The organism is Haliscomenobacter sp., from assembly GCF_965225875.1.
Lineage (GTDB): Bacteria > Bacteroidota > Bacteroidia > Chitinophagales > Saprospiraceae > Haliscomenobacter.
Map to the genome: position 1 here is coordinate 490,381 of NZ_CBDDBS010000003.1, position 22,318 is coordinate 512,698.

Here is a 22,318-nt window from a genome sequence, read left to right on the forward strand (position 1 = left end):
ATTACTCCTGCACGTAAGTATTGGTCTCCTGTTGGTACTTCACAATATCCTTGGGAACACAAAATTGTTCCAACAACTTTGGCAAGGCCTGTTTGGCTGCTGCACTTTGTCGCAATTGCCAATAGCGGTCTTTGTTGATGGTGATAACTGATTCAAAATCAACCAGCGGAGCTGGGTAATCCTGGCCAATTTTACAATGATAAAAACTTTGTTCCATCGGCGTCATTTTCCAGGGCTCAGCCAAATGGGATGCAGGGACATGCTGGAGTTCAGGTATCCATTTTTTGATAAAAACGCCTTCTGGATCGTGTTTGGTGACTTGGGTGGCGGGGTTGTAAATCCGCAGGGTATGGTAACCCGTTAACCCGGCCTGCATCTGGATTTGCGGGTAATGGATGCCCGGGTCAAAATCCAGAAACAAACGCGCCAGGTGAACAGCTACTGGCCGCCAATCCAACCACAAGGCAAAGGAAGCAAACGACACCAACATTGCCCGCATGCGAAAATTGACCCAACCATTGGCTTGCAAGCAGCGCATGGACGCATCTATCATCGGGAATCCGGTTTGTCCCGACTTCCAATTTTCAAGGAAAGGCCCTTCGGTCAATCTTTCCAGTTGATTAAAAACCGGATTGATGGGTTCAAACTCTATCCGCCAGTTTGATTCCAGTTTTTGAATAAAGTGGGAGCGCCACCACAAGCGCGAACGGAAGTTTTTGAGGTTCCAGGTACCCGCTTTTTTGGGCAAATCGCCCCTCAACAATTGCATGACCGACCGGGAGCTGATGCAGCCATAAGCCAGGTAAGGCGACAAGCGGCTGCAACTGATTCGACTGGCAGCGGGTTTGGACAATTGCAAACTATAGTTTTTGCCCCGCTCCTGAAAAAAGGAATGGAGGTAGCGCCAGGCTGTGGTTTCGCCACCGGGTTGGAATCCTTCCTGGGGAGTTTGGATGGCGACAGGGAGGGGTGGATAAGCCCATTCTTTCAGTAGTTTTTCGGGGAGTTCCAGGGTATCCAGCCGAGATAAATCAAGTTGGGCTAATGGAGCTTTGAAGTAGGATTTTTCCAGCTGATCAACCCAGCCGCGTCGATGTTTTCGCCCCCGGATGACACCATCGTGTGGGAATTCACGGTATTGGATCCCATATTCCAGGCACCATTTTTTGACCGCCTTGTCCCGGTCAAAGGTTTGTTTGATGCCCGTTTCGGCGTGGCTGTACAGGTGTTTAATCAGGTAATGCTCGCTCAGGTTTTCCAGGCTGGGAACCACCTCGCTGTGCACCCAATAGATTTTTTTCTGGTAAGCCTGGAGCTGTTGCTGCAAATCTTGCAGGCTTTCGTAAACAAAGCGCAAGTGGCGCAAGTCCGTTTCGGGGGCTACCATCAGGCTGGGCTCAAAACAATACCACAACAAACAAGGGATTCCATCGGCAACAGCTTGTGCCAGGGCAGCATGATCCTGTAAGCGGAGATCGCGTTTGAACCAGATGATGTTGATGGTAGGTTTGGACATGTAGGCTAAATGCCGGATATCCAAAAATGTTTAGATTTTATTGCTTGTTTGTTCCAAAAATCCTGGCCACTTCCACCGGCCGATCCGTACAAATGATATCCGCCCCAGCCCTAAAGCGTTCCCAATACAGCGCTTTGCTATCGGCCGAGGGTAAAGTATCAATATTCCCATTGGTGCCCAGGGAACAGCTGATGCCCAACGCATGAATGCGCCCATAATAGCCTGCGGGCTGGATGTCCCGAGGAGTGAGGGCTACGAGTTGGTCTTTCGGGATAACCGATTTTTCAATGGCCGCAATTTGGGACTCCTGGTTAAAACCCAGTGCCAGCATCAGGTTTGGTTTTTTCCGATAAACGTATTCTGCGTCTTTCAAACTGTAACAAATCAATACCGCCTGATTGTCAACCTTCGCCCGCGTGATCTGCTGCAAAACCAAATCAATGGCTGTGCCCGGTTTATTGTCAATGATCAAAATGCAAGATTTTTTCCGTAAAAAATCCAGAGCCTGCTTAAAAAGTGGCGGATGATAGGCGCTCACTTGATCTTCCTCATTTTTCAGGTACAATGCCTTCAAATCTTTCCACAAACTTTTGCTGACGAAACCTGTGCCATTACTCATTCGCTCCAGTTCATCGTCGTGCGCGAGTAGTAGGACGCTGTCCTTACTCATGCGCACATCAAATTCGATAAGCGGGCAAGGCACCTGTTGCAAGGTGTGTCGGAAGGTAGCCAGGCAATTTTCGGGAAAACCCTCGGCTGGTCCACCGCGATGGGCCATGATGAATGGGGTATTTTGTTTGGGGTTGTAGCGGAAGAAGGCTTTGAGCGCAGCAAAGTCTTTTGGCTGGCAGGATTCACTATTGCTTTGGCCTATCTTTGCCGAACTAGTCCAGACAAAAGCCAAAATGCAAAGCATCAAAAGAAGCAGGGTGTTTTTCATGCTGGATAGAATTCAAGCCGAAAGATACTTGCTTTTTGTAGGTTCGGGAACATGCCTTACCTTTGAAACCAGGTTTTGATCAAAAATAAGCTGGCATGGATTTCAGTACTTTCCAAACTTCATTGCAGTCGACTACACCACCTTCCTTTTCCAATTCATTGCTCCTGGCCCTTTGGCACGAAGGCCGTGGCGATTGGGATGCTTCGCACAACATTGCGCAGGATGTCCATTCCAAAGAAGGTTCCTGGGTACACGCTTATTTGCACCGCAAGGAAGGGGACATCTGGAATGCCGATTATTGGTATAACCGGGCGGGACGGAAGCGGCCCTCGTATGGTTTAGAGCAGGAATGGCGGGAAATGGTGGAATGGTTTTTGGCGCACTGAGCAAGCATCGATCATTCAAATTGTTGGTAACTGTTGTTCCAATAAGCTTCAATGAATTCCCATTTGTCGCCATAATACCCGGCTTCCCTCGGGTATTTTTTTACTAGAAGAGCCTGGTTTTGAATAATTTTGTATACAAAAATGCCATTTTCTGATTCACCCGAACAGCCCCTGCCACTTATTTCTCCAATTTGGATTGCTTGAAAATCTTTGATGTAAAACAAGTAGCTTGTCCAGTTCAAGTCAGCACAACCACTTCTTTCGTAAGAATACCAGTATTTTGTTTTTTTAATTCTGGTAGGCTCAGAAAATTGAATAAAGCCTTTAATGGGTTTAAAAACCTTGTTTTTAGGGTCAAAAAAAATTAATTCACTTAGACCTCCAACACCTGAAATCTCATGCAAACGAATGTCAGAAGTACCATCTTCATCAAAATCAATTATTTCAAAGCCATTTGATGCGAAATCATTGTGTTTGTATACCGTATCTTTGGATTGGTTTAGGATAAACAGAACGCTATTGAGCTGATGTTCAATAATCTTCATCGGGTCGTCCTGACAGACGTAATAAATTTCCTCTCCAATTTTCAAGGAATCTTTCAGCATGGGGTAGGCTATTCCTTCATCCGTGTTTAGCTTATTTTCTGATAAAATATTGTTGCTGTTTGTACTGTGTGAACAGCTGCAAATCCAAAGAAGAAAAAGGATGAGAATAGACTTTGAGTCAATTAATTGAGGGTGTAAATCTTTGTCAATCATTTGTTTGCTTTTGAGTTTTTTTACAAAAATCATAAGACTATAATATAGTGTGATCAATACTTATTTTCTAAAACAACATGAATCACTCTGAATATTGAAACCCCAACCGCGGGAGCGGTTAAATCTTGAATAGCCGCGGTCGTCCGCGGGTTTAAGGGTTTTGCTAGGTTTCGCAACCGCGGGAGCGGTTGAATTTTGCCACGATTTGTTCAACCGCTCCCGCGGTTGGAGAACCCTCTCTTTTCCATTTTCCGCGGACGACTGCGGCTATTCAAGATTGAATCACTCCGTGATTCTGGCTGCTTTCTTCGAATTAAAACTCTGTAGGACTCATCTTAAGTATACATTCGGCACATTTCTAACCACATCCTCTATTCCATACGCCGCCTTCATCAATATCCCCACCACCTCGGCAATCGTCTCTTCATTCCGATGCATCTGCGGCAAAAGCCCCATCATCGCATAACTGATCGGATTAATGGCAGGAATCAAGGTTTCCTAAGGGTAGCCTTGGCCCCAAATCAGTCCTTTGACCTGATGTTGCAAATTTGCCCCAGCATTCAGTAGCAATTCAAAAACAGCTTTAGACTGGTGCCCATTTTGATTGACCGTATGATAAATTGGGGTTTGGCCACCCAAACCCTGTTCATCAAGGTCAGCGGGCGTATCTACACTGAGCCCGGCTTCAATCAACACCTGAGCACAAGCGACAAGGTTGTATTCCGCGCAGAGGTGCAATAAACTAGCTTTGAGCAAGGGCGTATAGGCACAACGCAGAGTGTAATTTTTGTGCAACAGGGCTGGATCCTTTTGTAACATTTCTGCTAAACCCACTCCATCATCTTGTAAAAGGACTGGCAAAAGGGAGTCCTCTAGTGCTAACCCGGCATCCACAAATGCTTTTACACAAGCCGTAAATCGAGGCCCACGCGTGTACTCGCTGGTGAGTTCAAAGATTAAGGGCTCTCCACGGAACAGGCTATTGGGGTCTAATCCGTCTCTGAAGCTGTTTTGAATAGACATTACATCGTGAAGCTCGATGTATCCCACAAAATCATCTATACTTGCCATGCTGAAGCTATTTTGGGATAAGAAGAAAAGGGCAAAAGGAGACACAAGACTTTTAAATCCTGATTGTTTTCCTTCTGCCCTTTGATTAAATGGTTTGACTATAAATATAGTTGAATAGAAATTTTAAATCAAATTTTTTATTTCAAAACCCCCAATTCTCCCCCTACACTTGTAAACGCCGCCACTGCCTTTTCTAAATGCCCCAACTCATGCGCAGCCGACAACTGCACCCTAATCCGCGCTTTGCCGTGTGGCACCACCGGATAAAAGAAGCCGATCACATAAATACCTTCTTCCAGGAGCCGGGCGGCGAACTGTTGCGCCAGTTTGGCATCGTACAGCATGATGGGCACGATGGGGTGCTCACCGGGCAGGATGTCAAAACCCGCTGCGGTCATGGCGGTGCGGAAGTATTTGGTGTTGGCTTCCAGTTTGTCGCGCAGGGCAGTGGAAGAACTCAACAAATCGAGCACCTTGATCGAAGCGCCAGCAATAGACGGCGCCAAAGTATTGGAAAACAAATATGGACGCGAACGTTGGCGCAGCAACTCCACGACTTCTTTGCGCGCAGCCGTAAAGCCACCTGACGCACCGCCCAAGGCTTTGCCCAGGGTGCCTGTGATGATGTCTACCCGACCCATGACGTTGCGGTATTCGTGAGTTCCACGGCCGGTTTTGCCCAAAAAGCCGGTGGCGTGGCATTCGTCGATCATGACCATGGCGTTGTATCGTTCAGCCAGGTCGCATATTTTATCCAATTGCCCAATTGTGCCGTCCATGGAAAAACAACCATCGGTGGAAATCAGGATGCGGCGGGCACCTGCACTTTTTTGGAGTTTGTCCTCCAGGTCGTTCATGTCGTTGTGGCGGTAGCGGTGGCGCTCGGCCTTGCAGAGTCGGATGCCGTCGATGATGGAGGCATGGTTGAGCTCGTCGGAAATGATGGCATCTTCGGCACCGAGCAGGGGTTCGAACAAGCCACCATTGGCGTCAAAGGCAGCGGCGTAGAGAATGCTGTCCTCCATGCCCAAAAACTCGGCGATTTTTTGCTCCAATTCCTTGTGGATGTCCTGCGTGCCACAAATGAAACGCACCGAAGACATGCCAAAGCCGTGGGTGTCGATGGCTTCTTTGGCCGCTTTGATTACTTCGGGGTGCGCTGATAAACCGAGGTAGTTGTTGGCGCAAAAGTTGAGCACTTCTTTGCCCGAATTCAGGGCAATTTCCGCCCCCTGTGGGCTGGTGATGATGCGCTCGGACTTGTAGAGGCCCGCGTCGCGCAGGTCTTGTAGTTCTTGTTCCAGGCTGGTTTGAGCAGTGTACATGTATGAATGGTTGAGGAGGTTGAGGGAGGGGTGAGAAGGTTTAACAGTTCGTTATCCCAAAGTTTCAAAAATCACCAAAGCGACATTTTTATTTTTTGCCACAAAGGCTCAAAGACACAAAGAGAAGCGCTGTCAACGTCTAACTTTGCGTCTTCGTGTCTTTGTGTCTTTGTGTCTTTGTGGCAATAAAAATGTTGCTTTGGTTGTGTCCTGTGAAATTTGAGATAACTCATAATTAGCCCTTCTCTACCCCCACCAAATATTGTTCTTGCAAATGGCTCAACATATCCGCAGTCATGCGAGCCAAATCGAATTGAGGCTGCCAGTTCCAGTCCTGGCGGGCCTGTTGATCATCAATGCTTTGTGGCCATGAATCCGCGATGGCCTGACGGAAATCGGGCGCGTAGTGGATCTTGAAATCAGGGTGGTGTTTTTGGATTTCGGCACTGATTTCAGCAGGGGTGAAGGACACTCCGGCCAGGTTGTAGCTGGTGCGTATACTGAGTTTGTCCTTAGGGGCACTCATTAGTTGCAATACCCCCTGAATGGCATCATCCATGTAGAGCATCGGCAGGCGGGTATCCGGCCCTAAAAAGCAGGTAAAATCTTCACCCAGGATGGCCTTGTGGTAAATGTCAACCGCGTAATCGGTAGTACCACCGCCCGGAAGCGATTGGTAGCCGATGATGCCGGGGAAACGCACCGAACGTACATCCAGACCATATTTGAGGAAATAATACTGGCACCAGTTTTCGCCCGCTGCTTTGCTGATGCCATACACCGTGGTAGGTTGGGTAATGGTATCCTGAGGGGTGTTGACTTTGGGCGTATTGGGACCAAATGCCGCAATGGAGCTGGGGAAAAACACCTTGAGGTTGCGCTCTTTAGCCGCATCGAGCACATTAAACAGGCTGTCCATGTTGATGTCCCAGGCGATTTTGGGGTTTTGCTCCCCACGGGCAGAAAGGATGGCGGCCAGGTGGTAAATTTCCGTAACCCGGTAACGGTTCACCAATTCGTGTAAACGGTTGCCGTTGAGTACATCCAGCAACTCGAAGGGGCCATCGCCCAATTCAGTGCTGCGGATGTCGGTAGCAATTACCGAATTGGCGCCATAAGTATCGCGCAGTGTTTTGGTCAGTACCGAGCCGATCTGCCCTCCGGCCCCGGTAATCAGGATGGTTTTTTTGGTCATTTTTGGTTAGGCTACAAAGTAAGTAAGAGCAAAGGTATAATCTGGAAGGCTTTAAGGCAAGTCTTGGAGGAGGGTATATTCCTGATTTTCGACATCAATTTTGCAAATGTAACTTGCTTCTCCGTTGCTCATCATCAGGTGAGGTACGCGCAATTGCATGTTGTACACGGCCATTTGGTGAAAAACATTGGCGTCGAGCGGGATTTCGGGTGCTTTACATTCGATCAACAAGAAGGGTTGCATGTCCTGATCGTACACGAGGATGTCACAACGTTTGGCCAGGCCATTGACTTTGATGCCGCGTTCGATGGCGATGCGGTTGCGGTTGTAACCTTTGTTTTGGAGGAGGTATTGGACGATGAGTTGGCGGACAAATTCTTCGGGTTGGAGCACCAGCCACTTTTTGCGGATGGGATCAAAGATGTAGCGCTTTTGATCCTGGAGTTTGATTTGGAGGGTGTCGGTGTAGGTCAAAAAATCCATCTGGCGCAGTTTAAAAAATACGTTCGGAAGGTATGGCAAATCTCGAAAATAAGCCAACGCCAATTTAACTGCCGGGGTATCTTAGGCAAATCACCTGAGGTGAATCTTCAGTTTCTAAAGTTTCTTAGGTGGTAAAAAAATATTAATTCACCACCTAAGAAACCTCAGGCACTCAAGGAATCACCTTAGCAAGGCAAAAACAAAAGACTAGGTAAGATTAATTTCAAAAGAAATTTAAAATTACTGCACCACCGCTTGTCTGGTTGCAAACTGCCCATCCACCTGTAAACGTACAAAATAAAGCCCTTTGCTGCTCAATTGTTGGCGATTCAATTGAAACTGGTGCTTGCCAGCGGGCAAACTGCCACTGAAAATGGTCGCGACCACCTGGCCTTTAACGTCGTATGCTTGTACCAATACGTTTTTGCCCGCTTTGGGCAGGTTGAACTCCAGGTTGGCTTTTTCCTGAACGATGTTGGGGCTAATGGTATAGGTTGCTTTTAAGGCTTGATTCTCCTTTACGCTGGTGGTCACGCTGCTCACCTGGTCGGTCCAGTTGGCGTTGACTATGCTGTAGGTGTTGTCGCCGGTTTTTTGCCAAAGAATACTGGCAATGATGATATTGGCAGGGTTGATTTTGCTTGAAAGGGTAGTTTTGGTCGAAATGGTTTTAAAGAAGCCGTTCATCATGGTACCAGAACCAATTTCAAAACCAAATTCACTGGTGCCAAAATGGGTGCGCAGCACGTTGAGGTGTTCGGCCATGGAACCCCGATTGGATTGTTGCTCAATCACCGATTTTTCAATCAAATAAATCCCAGTGAAATAATTGCCAGTAGATGTTTTGAAAAACTCCGTTTTGGCGTTTACTTCCAAATCGCGGGTAGTAGGATTGAACTTCACGGACAAACCCGTTTGGGCGATAGGTGTAGTAGCTGCAACGGCAAAATTGTCGACCTGCTTTTTCATTTCATTACTCGTAGCAGCATCTCCTTCTCCGATCAACTTGGTATTGAAGAAGAAATAAGGTTGATAAAAAACGGGCTCGTAAGCGTTTAGCACCTTTTCAGCAGTTGCGCTGTACAAGCGACTGGTCGTACTGCGATGTGCTACCATAACCAGCGACTTTGAACTCAGGTCGCTTACCATGTTTTTGTAGGTATCCCAGGCTTCCGAACCACAAAACGGGCACCAGGTTGCCGCGAGCTTGGTTACTACGCCTTTTTGGGTTTTTGGGACAGTGATGTTGGTCGTCTGACTGTTTGCTGCAGTGGCGATTGCCAAAAAAACGAGCAAGTAAATGATCTGTTTCATAATCGGTGGGTTGATTTTTGCTTTTCCAAAATTAGCTTATTCTTTTGATAAATCAAGCAGTGATGTTAGTTGGAATTGGGCGAACTGGGTGGTGCTTTCCCGAATTTTGAAGCGATCATCCACCCTGAAACCGAGCACCCAAATGATTCTTCCGTCGCCATTTACCAGCAACCAAATGCGTTCTTTGGCAAAACGATCAATCTTTTCATCGGTGAAATAATCCTGAATTTTCTTAGGTTTTCCGGACATTCCCAGGGGGTAAAACACATCACCTGCACGCCAGTGCCGCAGCTCCAGAGGGAAGCTCAACTCGTCAGCGTCCATCCAGGCAATGTCGGGTTGATGAGGGATTGATATTGGGCCTTTTGTATATGTTGAAATTGTTATTTTTTGTCCGTCCAGCGACAGGCTAGAGTCCCCGGCTGTCCACAATTGAGGGTGGCCCGGCAGGGTGCTTTGGCTTTCGATGATCAAATTGCCTTGATGGATGAGCGCTTTATGGCTTTTGCTCAAAAACAATTTGCCCTGCTTTTGCTCCAAAACACTTGTATGGATGCCGCTGATTTGCTCCGCGACAAAACCAAAACCTTGCAGCCAATGAAACAACAAAGTCAACAAGGCTGGATGGCTTTGAATGGAGCTGAGTTGCAGCGTATGGCGGAGAGGGGAGCTGTGCCAGATTTGGGCCTTGATTTGTTGGGCTTCCTGCTCAAACCAGGCGTTGATTTGTTGCCAATACACCAGATTGCGGCTTACGGTTTGTTCGAAGGAAGGGTTCAATTTCTGGAGTTTGGGTACCACTTCATGCCTAATCCAGTTGCGGGCATAGCCCGATTCCGCATTACTGGCATCCTCGCGATGCACCAACGCTTCCTGGTTATAATAGGCGTCGATCTCTTGGCGGGTAGCAAAAGACAAAGGGCGGATCACCCGGCCATTAACGGTGGGAATGCCTAACATACCTTTGATGCCACTTCCTTTGGTGAAATTGTAAAGGATGGTTTCTACCGAATCGTTGAGGTGGTGGGCGGTGACGATGAAGTCGAAGCCCTCTTCCTGGCGGATTTGTTCGAGCCAAATGTATCGTATTTTGCGGGCGGCCATTTGGGTGGACAATTGCTGCTCAGCGGCGTAATTTTTGGTGTTTATCGCCGTGGTAAAGCAGGGCACCTCGCAGCGTTTGGCAAAAGCTTGTACAAAACGTTCATCCCCATCGGAAGCCTCACCACGCAATTGAAAATTCATGTGGGCGATGCCAAAGGGAATACCTGCACAAAAAAACAGATCTCCTAAAACAATGGAATCCTTACCACCACTGATGGCCAATAAAAAACGGTAATTGGCAGGGTTGTCCCGAAGTAGCTCCGATAAATAATCCTGAAATGCTTTTAACATGATTCATCAATTGTACAGTATTGGCAAGCCAATTGTACAAAGGTCGTCACTGAAATTGATTTTTTAAAAATTTCCTTTGCATTCCTAAACCAGCCCCCAACGCTTTTGTTGTATTTGTCGAGCCCAACACCAGTACAAAAAGGATGATTGACCATGAGAAGAAGAGCCATTGTGTGGTTTCGGCAGGATTTGCGCTTGCACGACAACGAAGCACTCCAGGATGCACTCCGCAATGTGTATGAAGTAATTCCCGTATTCGTTTTTGATGAACGAGTTTTTAAAAGGCAAACCAATTTTGGTTTCCCCAAAACGGGTAAGTACCGCACCAAGTTTATCCTGGAGAGTGTAGCGGATTTGCGCCAATCGTTACGTCGACTCAATTGTGAATTGATCGTACGAGTAGGCAAACCCGAGGAGGTGCTTTTCGAACTGGCTAAAGAATATAAAACGAGCTGGATTTTCTGCAACCGGGAACGCACCGCAGAAGAACTAAAGGTACAAGATACGCTGGAGCAAAAACTCTGGAGTATTGGCCAGGAAATGCGCTACAATCGGGGTAAAATGTTGTACTACACCGCCGATTTGCCCTTCCCGGTGCAACATACTCCCGATGTGTTTACCCAATTTAGGAAAGAGGTTGAACGCATTGTACCCGTACGGGAACCTTTGACGAAGCCCGACAAAACCTTCAATCCCTGGTCTGTGGAGGTTGCGCCGGGGGAAATCCCAACTCTGGCCGATTTTGGGCATGAGGATTTTGAACTGGATTCCCGCGCGGTTTTATCCTTCAAAGGAGGTGAAACCGAAGGTTTGAAACGCCTGAACTACTACCTCTGGGAAAGCAACCTGATCAAAGATTACAAAGAAACCCGCAATGGATTGCTGGGTGGGGATTATTCCTCCAAGTTCAGCCCCTGGCTGGCCCAAGGTTGCCTTTCGCCGAAGATGGTTTACCACGAGCTAAAACGTTACGAAGCAGCACGTGGTGCCAATGAATCAACTTATTGGTTGTTTTTTGAGCTCCTGTGGCGAGACTTTTTCCGCTTCATGGCAAAAAAACACGGGAGTAAAATTTTCCAGATCGGAGGAACCCGCGGTGTTGCCGATCCCAAATGGAAAAATGACCCGGAGACATTACAGGCCTGGATTGATGGGAAAACGGGCATCCCGTTTGTTGATGCGAACATGTTGGAACTCAAACATACGGGTTTTATGTCCAATCGGGGCCGCCAAAACGTAGCGAGCTACCTGGTTAAAGATCTAGGGGTAAACTGGCAAATGGGCGCGGAATACTTTGAATCAGTGCTCATTGATTACGATGTGTGCAGCAATTGGGGCAACTGGAATTACGTGGCTGGGGTAGGCTCCGATCCGCGGGAGGACCGCTATTTCAACATGGAAACGCAGGCCAAACGTTACGATCCGAATGGGGATTATGTGCGGCATTGGTTGCCGGAGTTGGCGTATTCACCGGTGTGAGCCTTTTATCATACTATCTGGACATTTTGCTCGGAGGACATGAATAGCCCCAGGCTTCAGCCTGGGGTTATGAGACGCCCACGGATTTGGGCTTTAGCCCTAGCTTAAAAATTAAGGCTGGGCTAAAGCCCAAAACAAGAAGGGCAATTCCATCCACTAGCTAAAGCACGTGGCAATTCATGTCCTCTGCTCCTAGAATACAAAAATGTCCAGTAGAGTGTGTGGCATCTCATCGTTAGGGAACCAAGGTGACTAAAACGACTGTTGATGGATTGTAAAAGGAAAATTCTATGCTTGACACCGAAGTCCTCGATGTAATCCAATCACAGCTCCTTGGTAAAAGGAAAATCTCATTTTTAGTAGGTGCTGGCTTGTCGGCAGAAAGTGGAATTCCCACCTTTCGCGATGTATATGGTTTTTGGACCATTGGTTCAAAAAATTACACCCCACAAGAAATGGGCACCCTACAAATGTTCAATGTCAATGCCCATCAAGTGTGGAACTGGTATTTGTACCGGATCCATTTGTGCCAGCAAGCTCGACCCAATCCTGGGCATTTTGCCTTAGCCAATATTCAACAACTCCTCCCGGATCGTTTTGCGCTGATAAGCCAAAATGTAGATGGATTGCATTTTCAAACTCCACTAGATGTGAGTCAATTGTATTTGATCCATGGCGATTTGCGATACATGCGTTGCAGTGCAAACTGCAGCAACGAACTTTATCCAATTCCAACAGAAATACTAACTCGGGGCGAACAAACCCATTTACAGGTAGATGGGGTAAAATTATTGAGTTGCCCCAAATGTGCTGAATTGACCCGGCCACACGTGCTTTGGTTTGACGAATACTACAATCAAAAATTTTACAAGCTGGATTCAGTTTTGAGGATTGCCAAAGAAACCAGCTTACTGTTTTTGGTGGGTACCTCTGAAGCTACCAACTTACCCAAACGGATCGTGGATACCGTTTTGGCCAAATCCAGTGTTGTCGTAGACATCAACCCACGCGAGAATGAATTCACCCGCCAATTGGAAAAGGCCAAAAACGGATATTGGATTCAGGGAAAGAGTGGCGAAGTTTTACCTTTGATTGAAGCACAAATCAGAGACTTTATATCTTAATTTGCGGCCTAAAAGTACCTCAATATGGCAGACTTAATTGGTTACTTTGGCGTAGGGCTCATCCTGCTCGCCTATCTCCTCAATTTGTTCAACAAGCTCGACAATGACAGCCGATTGTACATGTGGATCAATTTGGTCGGAGCAGGTCTGGCTTGTGTATCCTCGGTGCTGATCAAATCGATTCCCTTTACGATTTTGGAAGGGACTTGGGCGCTGGTCTCTTTGGTGGCGTTGCTTAGGAAAAAGAATGCTCCTAGTAGTTGACCAGCACTTCATCCTGGGCATGGGTTATCGGAATCGGCCTATTCGTCAGGTTAAGGATGTCCTGATTTATTTCAAGAGTAATGAATCCTGCTTCGCTTTTTTAGCCTTCTTCTTAAAAAAGCCGCGCAGCAAAAAGTTGTGTTGCAAGGCTTCCATACTTTCCTCCAATTTTTGGGAACTGCCTTCCAGGTTCTTGATGATGCCTTTCATTTGGGTGCCCGATTGCTCGTTTTGGATCAAGACCCCCATCGGTGTATTGGGGTTGCTACTTACGGCTTTGAGGTTAGCCACCATGGCGGCAGCATTTTCGGTAGCTAGTTTTAGTTGAACAACCGAAGCTTTTACAGATTTGAACACCGTTGTGTCAGTGGTCAATTCTGATGCCAGGGTACCTTTTTTGTTGAGGCCAGCGCTGAAATCCACCAGGGAATTGGCAAACACCTCTGCCTTGCTCGAGGTTTTTTGTAGGGAAGCAGTGGTGGCGTTGAGCTGATCGTACAAGGTGTTTTCGGCCAACAATTTGCCAATGGTGCCTTCACCTGCAGCTATTTTTTTACTGATGTTTTTAAAATCTGTGGTGATAGCCAGCACGTTTTTATTGTTTTCCTGGAACATGTTGAGGATCTCCTCAGAGGAAAAAGTTTTTTCAACCAGTAGGGTGTCGCCTTCATCTACTGCTCCGGCGCGGGTGTTGCCTCCAAAAATCACCAATATTTTGTTGCCAATGAGCCCATCAGCACTGATTCTGATTTTGGAGTCTTTTTTAATGTATTGTCGGTGTTTCGTGTCAATTTTCATGCCCACTGCTACCTGAGATTTGCCATAAAAAGCCAGGCTACTTACGGTTCCGATTTTTACCCCGGAAAACCAGATGTTGTTGCCCTCCTCCAGGCCATTTACATCGTCAAAAAGAGTGACAAGTTCTATTTTTCGTTTGAAAGTATCGTTGATGTCGCCGACCATAAAGATTGCGACGACGAGAAGCAAAAGCCCCGCTAAAACGAAGACTCCCACCATTACTGCGTGTTTATTTTGTGGATCTTGCATGGTCTATTGGATGAAATTGTAACTGAAAAAATCTTTTACCTGTTGGTTGTCGGTTTTAAAAATTTCTTCAAATTTCCCACTTGGTAAAAACTTCCCTTCAACCAGCATAACGATGCGATTGCAGGTGTTTTTGGCACAAGTCAGGTCGTGAGTAATGATGATGGAACTGGTATTGTATTTTTCCTGCACTTCGTTGATCAACTCATTGATTTCAGCGGAGGTAATGGGGTCCAGGCCAGCCGTGGGCTCATCGTACAACATGATTTCCGGTTTCAAAATTAAAGCCCGGGCTATGCCGATCCTTTTTCGTTGCCCCCCGGACAATTCAGCCGGCATACGCTCCGCTTTGTCTTTCAGTCCCACTGCTTCAAGAGCTTCTTCCACCGCATCGGCTACCTCCTTTTTGGCGAGATGTTTCACATTCATGGTCAGGGGAAAAGCCAGATTTTGGAACACATTCATGCTGTCGTACAATGCACTGTTTTGAAAGGAAAAACCGATGCGCAGGCGCAGTTCATCCAACTCTTTTCCGTCCAATGCTTCAAGTTCCTTTTCCAACACGTTTATAGTGCCACGGTCTGGTTTCAACAGACCCACAATAATTTTGATCAGCACTGACTTGCCAGAGCCAGATTTGCCGAGTACGGCCACATTCTCGCCTTTATTCACAGTCAAATCAATACCTTTTAAAACTTCCAGCGCGCCAAATGATTTGTGGAGCCCTTGGATTGAGATTACTGATTCGGCCTGCCTGTTGGGAGCTACAGAATTGGTTTTTTCCATGGGTTAAAAATATCGCATCCAATTGGACACCTGAACGATGATCACCTCTTCCAAAAAAACCAGGAACATGGCCAATACCACCGCTTCATTGGCTGCTTTGCCCACGCCGTGGGTCCCTTTGGTGGCATTGAATCCTTTGTAACACCCAATGATGCCGATCGTAAAGCCATAAACAGTCGCTTTGGCGGTAGCTGCGGATAAGTCTACAAAGGTGATGCTTGAAAAGGCATCTTTAAAAAAAGTGGTGAAGCTGGTGGTTTCTGCGGCGTGTACGTTGATGTAGGAGCCGATTAGCCCTATAAAAACACAATACATGGCCAGCAAAGGGACCATGATGGTTGCGGCAACGACACGAGTAACTACCAGGTATTTAAAGGGATTGATGGCTGAAACCTCCATAGCTTCGATTTGTTCGGTAACTTTCATGGAGCTCAATTCAGCTCCGATGCTCGACCCCACTTTCCCGGCACAAATGAGCGCAGTCAAGACAGGGCCCAAGGCCCGGATGATGGCAATGCCTACCAAATTGGGCAACCAGGAGGCTGCGCCAAAATCTTCCAGTGAAGGACGTGATTGTTTCGTGAAAACGATGCCAATGATGAAACCCGTAACAGAAATGAGCGCAAGTGATTTGATTCCAATTTCGTAAGACTGAACGATGACGGCGCGTAAGTGGAAAGGAGGGACAAATACCTCTTTAAAAAAGCGAATTACAAATTTATAGGCCGAATAAACACCCATAAAATATTGGTCAAGCCGCTCTGTAAAGATGATTTTTGGGGTGTCACCTTTGATCATTTGAAGTTTGGTAAACTTGTTGAAACCCTCAGTTCACAAAATTGTAAACGAGTTTTCACAATGCTACAAAGGTGGGGTATTTCCGGGAGGAATGTTTTACACAAATGCAAGGGAATGTTGTAGAATTCACAGGTTTGGCTGGGGTGTCCTCGGTGCAGACCAAATCGATCCATTCCCTTTAAGCTTTTGGAGGGGACCCGGGTGTTGATGTCTTTGGTGACCTTGGTAAGAAAAAAGAAGTAACGTTTCATCAATACTTCACAACTCAAAAACCAGAATCATTGGACTGCCGGGGCGGATTTGAGCAACGTCAAACAACAACTGAGCCAGGATCATTTTGAGTTGGATGAAATTGGGTGTTGGGATTGGAATACTCAAGGTCAAGTAGTCGGCTTTCCAGGAAAAGCCCAGATTTTTTAATACCGACCACTCTTGGCCAAAATCGTTGTCTTCATCATCTGGAAGCTCTTTGAGATAAATGATGTTTAAGCAATTGTCCGGGCTGCAATACAATTCAAGTACTGAGTTCTCTTCTTTTTTCTCTTTGATGCAGAGCCTTAGGTAGCGATTGAGCAACAAATATTCCAAGGCCTCTTCGAGTTGCTCTGCATCCGTGAAGAAACGCTTCTTTTTTTGTTGCTCCTGCAAATCCAAGAGCCTTTGTTGGCCCAAGCCCAATGGATAACCAAAGAATTGTTCGATCTGGTGTTCGGGTATACCTTCTGCCCTGGAGCGTTGAATTTTGTTCTGCCAATAGTCCAGCCTTTTTTCAGCACGTTTGATTTCTTCTGTAAGTGGAGCTGCCAGTTGATTTAATACCCAAAGCTTATGCTGAACTTCTGCTAAGGTATTGGCATATGCCTGGGCCTGAATGTAATCCCATTCTTGGGTACACTGTTTGAGTTGAGTTTTAAGCCAGTCTGCTTCGGAATTGTAGTGGTCGAGGAGCAGGTCGAGGTTAGATTTCATGACAAGGGTTGAAAGTCAAGTGGCAATTTAATGAGACTTTTTAGGGTTGTCAATATGTGCTCAATTGTAGCACCCAAATTGTTAATACTTCTGGCCAATCACCACTTCATCAGCATCACCGCTGCCACCGTCTCAATGCCCTCCCACAAACAACCGATCCGCAGGTTTTCATTCTCCCCGTGCTGGTTGTTGTCGTAATTGACCACGGGGATGGTAATCGGAGGCACGCTCAAGACCTCTTCGAATAAATAAAGCGGCAAACTCCCCCCAGCCGAAGGCATCAAGACAATTTCCTGGCTACTCGTCGCCCGCACAGCTTTGATTACCGCCTGTGAGATGGGCAAATCCATCGAAGTACGTTGAGCATTGTACCCTTCCCCGTTGCGAATCACGGCAATGTTGGCGTGTTGAAGGCGCTCTTCTTCCGTTGGCTCACGATCCAGGACATAATACCCCTGCTTTTTGACGTGATCGATTACCTTTTGAATCTGTCGCTTGGTGTCGTTGCCTTTCACGAGTCGCAAATCCAGGGTAACCGTCGCCAAAGTGGGAATGATGTTGCTGGCCAGTCGGCCTACGTTGGCGCTTTCTATGCCGTTGATGTTGAGCGTAGGTAGGGTAGTGATCGATTCCAGGTAGCTACGCTCTGGGTTTTCTGATGCTGCAAAGGCCAGTTCTTTTTGCATGATGGGTGCAGGGTCGGGGATCGCCGCCAGAGCCTGACGTTCACTTTTACTCAAGGGCACCACGTCATCATAAAAGCCTTTGATCAGCACTTTCCCCTTGTTGTCTTTCATCGAAGCCAGCAGATGCACCAGTTTGAGGGCCGGGTTGGGTGCCCAGTTGCCGTAATTGCCGCTGTGCAAGGGGCGTTTGGCCCCAAATACGGTCAGGTTCATGTTGACATCTCCACGTACCCCAAAGGTGATTTGTTTGCGCCCCGAGGCGTGCATGGGGCCATCCACGATGATCCAGGCGTCGGCTTTCAGCAAGTCTTTGTTGGTAGCCAAGATGGCACCCAGGTTGGTAGAACCACGTTCTTCCTCCCCCTCAAAAAAGAATTTGAGGTTGATACCAGGGCTTAGGCCACTGCGGCGAATGGCGTCGTAGGCATTGAGAATGGTGAATACCCCCGCTTTGTCGTCGGCCGTAGCCCGGCCATAGAGCCGCCAATCGTCGTTGAGCGGGCTGTTGGCGGGAGGTAAATCGATGAATTTTCCACCTTTGTCCAAAGCGGCTGTGGCCAGTTGTGGTTTGAAGGGTGACAAACCTTCTGCCCATTTGGCCGGATTGACGGGTTGGCCGTCGTAATGGGCATAAAACACCAGGGTGCGGGTGGCTCCAGGGCTCAGCACTTCGCCATACACGGCAGGGATGGCCCCAGGTACATTCGCTTCAACGGTGCGGGCATTATTGATGCCTCGTTTTTTCATCATTTCCACGATGAAGGCAGCGTTTTGGCGCAGTTGTTCGGGGTCGTTCCAGGTATTGGGCAAGGCGCAAAACTGGGTGTACTCGGAGAGGAGTTCGTGGTGGCGGTTTTGGTGGCTGGCGTGGATTTTTTGGATCTGGTCATTTTGGCCAAAAGCAAACAGGCCCGAGCCAATACAGGACAATACTAAAATTAGTTTTTTCATTTTATGGTAATGTCAAATGAAATATTAAAAACTACCTAAGCGCATGTCCAAATATTTTCGCTTAAAGCAAAATATTTAGTCATACGCTTAGAAATGAATCCCAAAGGCGCTTACTTCTTCTGCGCTGCCATCCATTCCATTATCGTCACTGGTTTATCCTTGATTTTGACTGGATAACCATCAAAGTCCAGTTTGGCGGCATTGGAGTGCGAATAAATCCAGGACCAGTGGCCATTGAAGTAATAGTTTTCTCCACCGTAAAAGCCACTCAAATCCGTGACGTGGTCATAAAAGGAAAAATGAACCGGAGCTCCCGCCGCTTTCAAACGTTTATAAACCGGCACTACTGTTTTATCAGGAATGGTAGTGCCATCGTCTTTGGCATGTACAAACCAGATGGGAACCTTACGAATGCTGTTGATTTGCTGATCGGTGATGAATTGGGACTGGTAAGCCAGGGCGCTGATGTAGCCCGCCGCAAAATAATTGGGATCAGCGAGGATCAGCCTTAGCGCCATATAGCCACCATTTGAACAACCGCCCACATAAATGCGGTTTTGATCAATCTGAGGATGAGTACGCACAAAGTTTTTGATCATGGCCAACAAGCCTTGGTTGTACATGTCATCTTCCTGGCCGTGGGTGATTACCCCTTTTTTATTGTGCATCCAGGCACCAGGGCATTGGGGTGCCAGGACATAGGCTGCTCCGAAGTAGCTTTGGATCTCAGGTGAAGCATAGTTGACCACCTTGTTGCCGATGATGGCGATGCTGGGATCACTTCCACCTTCGCCGCCACCGTGCAGCCAAATGATGAGTGGCAACTTTGCAGCTCTGACTTGGGGCGTGTATACGGCATAAGAAAGGGTAATGCTGTCGTCCACCTTGTATTTTCCACTCAGGTCAAATTGATCCATCAGCGGAATGATGCGGTTTTTCTCTTTGTCCCAAACCTGATTGCTTTTGTTGTCTTTGATGTTCAGCTTGTACTCAATCCAGTTGTTGCCCCGGCATTTGGGGTTTTGAGAATAAAAAATGGGGGAGGCAATGGGCAGGTTGGGAGCTACGGCCAAAACCAGGGTCACAAAATTCCCTTCAGCTACCCGTTTGCCTTGTTGGTCCGAAACATAGGCAAAAACGACCGACCTGCTCCCGGAGGCCTGTACAGCAGGTATCTCCACGCAGGAAGAAAAGCGAGTGGCAGACACCGTGTAATCTTTATGGTCAACTGTTTTTATTGGGCTATCCAAACCAATAATGGCTTTACTGACGTTGGGGCCCCAATCATAAGCTTCTACTACCAGGGTGTATTCTTTGGAGGCGGCGAAGGTGCTGAGTTGGGTGCACAGCCATAAAATCAGGAGGGCAATGCGCTGAGTAGGTTTTTTCATTGTTGCAACTTTAAAAGTGGAGGAGATGAACAAATATAGCCTGCAAACTGGATTTGGTGGAGTTTCAGGTAGCCTTATTTTTTGTACTTTGATTTTCGTAAGGAATTGATTTAATTTAAAAATCTTACCCTTAAATTGCCACTAAATCTCTCCACCATGACAACAGTAAAAACCTCCCACGGCAGACGCTCCTTTTTAAAATCTACTGTACTTGCAGGTGGTGGCATGATGCTGGGCTTTGAATGGCTGACCTCTTGTCAAAGCTCCACAGCAACAATAGCACCAGCAAATGCCGCCAAAGCCTGGTACAAATTCAACGGTTTCCTGAGTATTGCCGATAATGGAACGGTCACAATTATGGCACCCAATCCGGAAGGTGGACAAAACGTCAAAACCTCCATGCCGATGATTGTGGCGGAAGAACTGGATGTGAACTGGAAAGATGTGGTGGTGGAACAAGCTCCCCTCAACACAGCGTTGTACACCCGTCAATTCATCGGCGGCAGCCAGGGCATTCGCCAAAGCTGGCAAACCTTACGTACGGCTGGTGCTTCTGCCCGACAAATGCTGAAAGAAGCAGCAGCCCAAAGCTGGGGAGTACCTGTTGCCGAAATCACAACTGCTGCGGGTGTATTGTCCCACAAAGCCAGTGGAAAATCGGCTACTTATGGTCAAATGGCTTCAGCTGCGGCCAAGATTCCGGTTCCGAAAGAAGTCACTTTGAAATCGGTCAAAGATTTCAAAATCATTGGCAGCTCTCGCAAAAATGTAGACGCCACCAAAATCATCACCGGAAAGCCCCTGTTTGGCATTGACCAACGCAAAGAAGGTATGTTGATCGCAATGATCATCCATCCACCTGCCTTTGGCCTGAAATTGAAGTCTTTTGACGATTCAGCAGCACGCAACATGCCGGGCATCAAAGCCATTTTTCCCATCAAGGTGATGAATGCCGATTACGAAAAACAGTTTTTTGACACCCTGAATTTCCCTGATGTGGTTTGCATTGTGGGCAATTCAACCTGGGAGGTAATGCAGGCCAAAAAGGCCATCAAAATAGAGTGTGAACCCATCACGGAAACCACCGAAATGGTCAACCGCCTGGGCACCAGGCAACAGGTACGTACCCCTGCTGGGCTGGAAAATTCTAACCTGCATCAAAGTTCCATTGCAAAAACAGCGGCTATGCCCGCTCGGGTACGCCGCCGTGATGGTGACCCCGAAACGGCCTTTAAAAACGCCGATAAAATCATCGAACGTACCTACACCGCTCCTCACCTGGCGCACAACTGTATGGAGCCGATGAACTTTTTTGCGCATGTAACGGCGGAAAAGGCGGAGCTATCAGGTCCCCTGCAAAAACCAGAATTTACGGAGCAGGCACTGGCGGCCAGACTGGGGATGCCACTGGAAAAAATCGATTTCCAGATGACCCGCCTGGGCGGAGGTTACGGTCGGCGCTCCTACGCGCACTGGGCCCTGGAGGCTGCCCTGATTTCTCAAAAGATGGAAGCCCCCATCAAACTGATTTACAGCCGGGAAGACGATATGACCTCGGGTATTTACCGCCCAGCCTATCAAGCGACCTATCGGGCAGCATTGGATGCCAACAATCAACTGATCGCCTTCCACGTTAAAACTGGAGGAATCCCGGAAAGCCCGCTGGCCGCAAACGCCTTTCCCGCAGGAGCCATCGACAATTACCTTGCCGAGGATTGGACCATCGACAGCAACATTACGGTAGGCTCTTTCCGGGCGCCGCGTTCCAACTTTATGGCCAGTGCTGAACAGTCTTTTTTGGATGAAGTGGCCGAAGCAATGGGCAAAGACCCGATTGATTTCCGGCTGGAACTTCTGAATCGCGCCAAAACCAACCCCGTAGGTAAAAACAACGATTATGACCCTGCTCGCTATGCAGGTGTGCTGGAACTGGTGCGTGAAAAATCAGGATGGGGTCAAAATCAGCCCAATTTACACCGGGGGGTGTCTGCCTACTACAGCCACAACTCTTACTGCGCCCAGGTCCTAGACTTGGTGCTGAATGATGGAAAACCTGTGGTCAAAAGTGTTTGTTGCGCCCTAGATTGCGGTATTGTAATCAACCCCGATGCAGCCATCAACATGAGCGAAGGGGCCATTGTGGATGGTATTGGTACCGCCTTGTACGGTTCCATCAGCTTCAACGAGGGTGTACCCGACAAAAGCAACTTCGACAAGTACCGGATGATCCGCATGGGCGAAGCGCCCCAGGCCATCGACGTACATTTTGTCAAAAACGAGATTGCCCCAACCGGTATGGGTGAGCCACCTTATCCGCCAGTGTTTGCTGCTTTAGCGAATGCGCTCTATAAGGCAAGGGGGAAAAGGCTTTACCAGCAGCCTTATTTGGGGGGAAAGAGGGAGTTTGGGTAAACACCCTTTGATTTTCGTAACCATTGACTTG

At 47.6% G+C, this 22,318-nt stretch carries 20 protein-coding genes; 5 read left to right on the plus strand and 15 right to left on the minus strand.

Going from position 1 to position 22,318, the window contains the following annotated elements; genetic code table 11:
* Nucleotide 1 precedes the first annotated feature (1 nt).
* On the minus strand, nucleotides 2–1,540 hold the full coding sequence (locus ACO08K_RS22515; RefSeq protein WP_421798726.1) for a deoxyribodipyrimidine photo-lyase/cryptochrome family protein: 1,539 nt from the start codon (nucleotides 1,538–1,540) through the stop codon (nucleotides 2–4).
* Nucleotides 1,541–1,553: 13 nt separating this feature from the next.
* Nucleotides 1,554–2,456 carry a glycerophosphodiester phosphodiesterase family protein gene (locus tag ACO08K_RS22520; RefSeq protein ID WP_421798727.1) on the minus strand — a complete coding sequence of 301 codons (903 nt, stop codon included), beginning with the start codon at nucleotides 2,454–2,456 and terminating at the stop codon, nucleotides 1,554–1,556.
* Between the two features lie 95 nt (nucleotides 2,457–2,551).
* Here ACO08K_RS22520 and ACO08K_RS22525 point away from each other — a divergent pair, with 95 nt between their 5' ends.
* Nucleotides 2,552–2,842, plus strand: coding sequence for a hypothetical protein (locus ACO08K_RS22525; RefSeq protein ID WP_421798728.1), 291 nt, complete (start codon nucleotides 2,552–2,554; stop codon nucleotides 2,840–2,842).
* Nucleotides 2,843–2,853: 11 nt separating this feature from the next.
* On the opposite strand, the gene ACO08K_RS22530 is transcribed toward ACO08K_RS22525, so the two are convergent.
* From ACO08K_RS22530 to tilS, 7 genes are all read right to left on the minus strand, one after another.
* Nucleotides 2,854–3,600: a hypothetical protein gene (locus ACO08K_RS22530; RefSeq protein WP_421798729.1), complete on the minus strand. Its 747-nt coding sequence runs from the start codon at nucleotides 3,598–3,600 to the stop codon at nucleotides 2,854–2,856.
* Nucleotides 3,601–4,098: 498 nt separating this feature from the next.
* The gene (locus tag ACO08K_RS22535; protein WP_421798730.1) at nucleotides 4,099–4,671 is read right to left on the minus strand and encodes an ankyrin repeat domain-containing protein; all 573 of its coding nucleotides are present in this window, start codon (nucleotides 4,669–4,671) and stop codon (nucleotides 4,099–4,101) included.
* Nucleotides 4,672–4,808: 137 nt separating this feature from the next.
* Complete coding sequence (gene kbl, locus ACO08K_RS22540; RefSeq protein ID WP_421798731.1) at nucleotides 4,809–5,996, minus strand: glycine C-acetyltransferase; 1,188 nt, start codon at nucleotides 5,994–5,996, stop codon at nucleotides 4,809–4,811.
* A gap of 235 nt (nucleotides 5,997–6,231) precedes the next feature.
* Nucleotides 6,232–7,191 (minus strand): NAD-dependent epimerase/dehydratase family protein, encoded by a 960-nt coding sequence (locus ACO08K_RS22545; protein ID WP_421798732.1) that lies wholly within the window; start codon nucleotides 7,189–7,191, stop codon nucleotides 6,232–6,234.
* Nucleotides 7,192–7,242: 51 nt separating this feature from the next.
* Nucleotides 7,243–7,674 (minus strand): type I restriction enzyme HsdR N-terminal domain-containing protein, encoded by a 432-nt coding sequence (locus tag ACO08K_RS22550; RefSeq protein WP_421798733.1) that lies wholly within the window; start codon nucleotides 7,672–7,674, stop codon nucleotides 7,243–7,245.
* Between the two features lie 240 nt (nucleotides 7,675–7,914).
* A complete protein-coding gene (locus ACO08K_RS22555) occupies nucleotides 7,915–8,988 on the minus strand; it encodes a FlgD immunoglobulin-like domain containing protein (protein WP_421798734.1) in 1,074 nt (357 codons plus the stop codon).
* 36 nt (nucleotides 8,989–9,024) lie between these two features.
* Nucleotides 9,025–10,383, minus strand: coding sequence for a tRNA lysidine(34) synthetase TilS (tilS, locus tag ACO08K_RS22560; protein ID WP_421798735.1), 1,359 nt, complete (start codon nucleotides 10,381–10,383; stop codon nucleotides 9,025–9,027).
* A 153-nt stretch (nucleotides 10,384–10,536) separates the two neighbouring features.
* On the opposite strand from tilS, the gene ACO08K_RS22565 reads away from it, so the two are divergent.
* The 3 genes from ACO08K_RS22565 (at nucleotide 10,537) to ACO08K_RS22575 (ending at nucleotide 13,250) form a co-directional block, all read left to right on the plus strand.
* Entirely contained in the window at nucleotides 10,537–11,862 is a 1,326-nt protein-coding gene (locus ACO08K_RS22565; protein WP_421798736.1) for a DASH family cryptochrome, read from the plus strand.
* Nucleotides 11,863–12,152: 290 nt separating this feature from the next.
* Nucleotides 12,153–12,986: a Sir2 family NAD-dependent protein deacetylase gene (locus tag ACO08K_RS22570; RefSeq protein ID WP_421798737.1), complete on the plus strand. Its 834-nt coding sequence runs from the start codon at nucleotides 12,153–12,155 to the stop codon at nucleotides 12,984–12,986.
* A 24-nt stretch (nucleotides 12,987–13,010) separates the two neighbouring features.
* Nucleotides 13,011–13,250, plus strand: a complete 240-nt coding sequence (locus ACO08K_RS22575; protein ID WP_421798738.1) for a CBU_0592 family membrane protein — start codon at nucleotides 13,011–13,013, stop codon at nucleotides 13,248–13,250.
* Nucleotides 13,251–13,316: 66 nt separating this feature from the next.
* On the opposite strand, the gene ACO08K_RS22580 is transcribed toward ACO08K_RS22575, so the two are convergent.
* The 6 genes from ACO08K_RS22580 to ACO08K_RS22605 form a co-directional block, all read right to left on the minus strand.
* A complete protein-coding gene (locus ACO08K_RS22580; protein WP_421798739.1) occupies nucleotides 13,317–14,297 on the minus strand; it encodes an MlaD family protein in 981 nt (326 codons plus the stop codon).
* Nucleotides 14,298–14,300: 3 nt separating this feature from the next.
* Nucleotides 14,301–15,080, minus strand: coding sequence for an ABC transporter ATP-binding protein (locus ACO08K_RS22585; RefSeq protein WP_421798740.1), 780 nt, complete (start codon nucleotides 15,078–15,080; stop codon nucleotides 14,301–14,303).
* A gap of 3 nt (nucleotides 15,081–15,083) precedes the next feature.
* Entirely contained in the window at nucleotides 15,084–15,878 is a 795-nt protein-coding gene (locus ACO08K_RS22590; RefSeq protein ID WP_421798741.1) for an MlaE family ABC transporter permease, read from the minus strand.
* A gap of 258 nt (nucleotides 15,879–16,136) precedes the next feature.
* Entirely contained in the window at nucleotides 16,137–16,847 is a 711-nt protein-coding gene (locus tag ACO08K_RS22595; protein ID WP_421798742.1) for a hypothetical protein, read from the minus strand.
* Between the two features lie 98 nt (nucleotides 16,848–16,945).
* A complete protein-coding gene (locus tag ACO08K_RS22600) occupies nucleotides 16,946–18,484 on the minus strand; it encodes a M20/M25/M40 family metallo-hydrolase (protein ID WP_421798743.1) in 1,539 nt (512 codons plus the stop codon).
* 110 nt (nucleotides 18,485–18,594) lie between these two features.
* Complete coding sequence (locus ACO08K_RS22605; protein ID WP_421798744.1) at nucleotides 18,595–19,875, minus strand: prolyl oligopeptidase family serine peptidase; 1,281 nt, start codon at nucleotides 19,873–19,875, stop codon at nucleotides 18,595–18,597.
* A gap of 156 nt (nucleotides 19,876–20,031) precedes the next feature.
* Between ACO08K_RS22605 and ACO08K_RS22610 the strand changes: the two genes are divergently transcribed.
* Entirely contained in the window at nucleotides 20,032–22,287 is a 2,256-nt protein-coding gene (locus tag ACO08K_RS22610) for a molybdopterin cofactor-binding domain-containing protein (protein WP_421798745.1), read from the plus strand.
* Nucleotides 22,288–22,318: the final 31 nt, after the last annotated feature.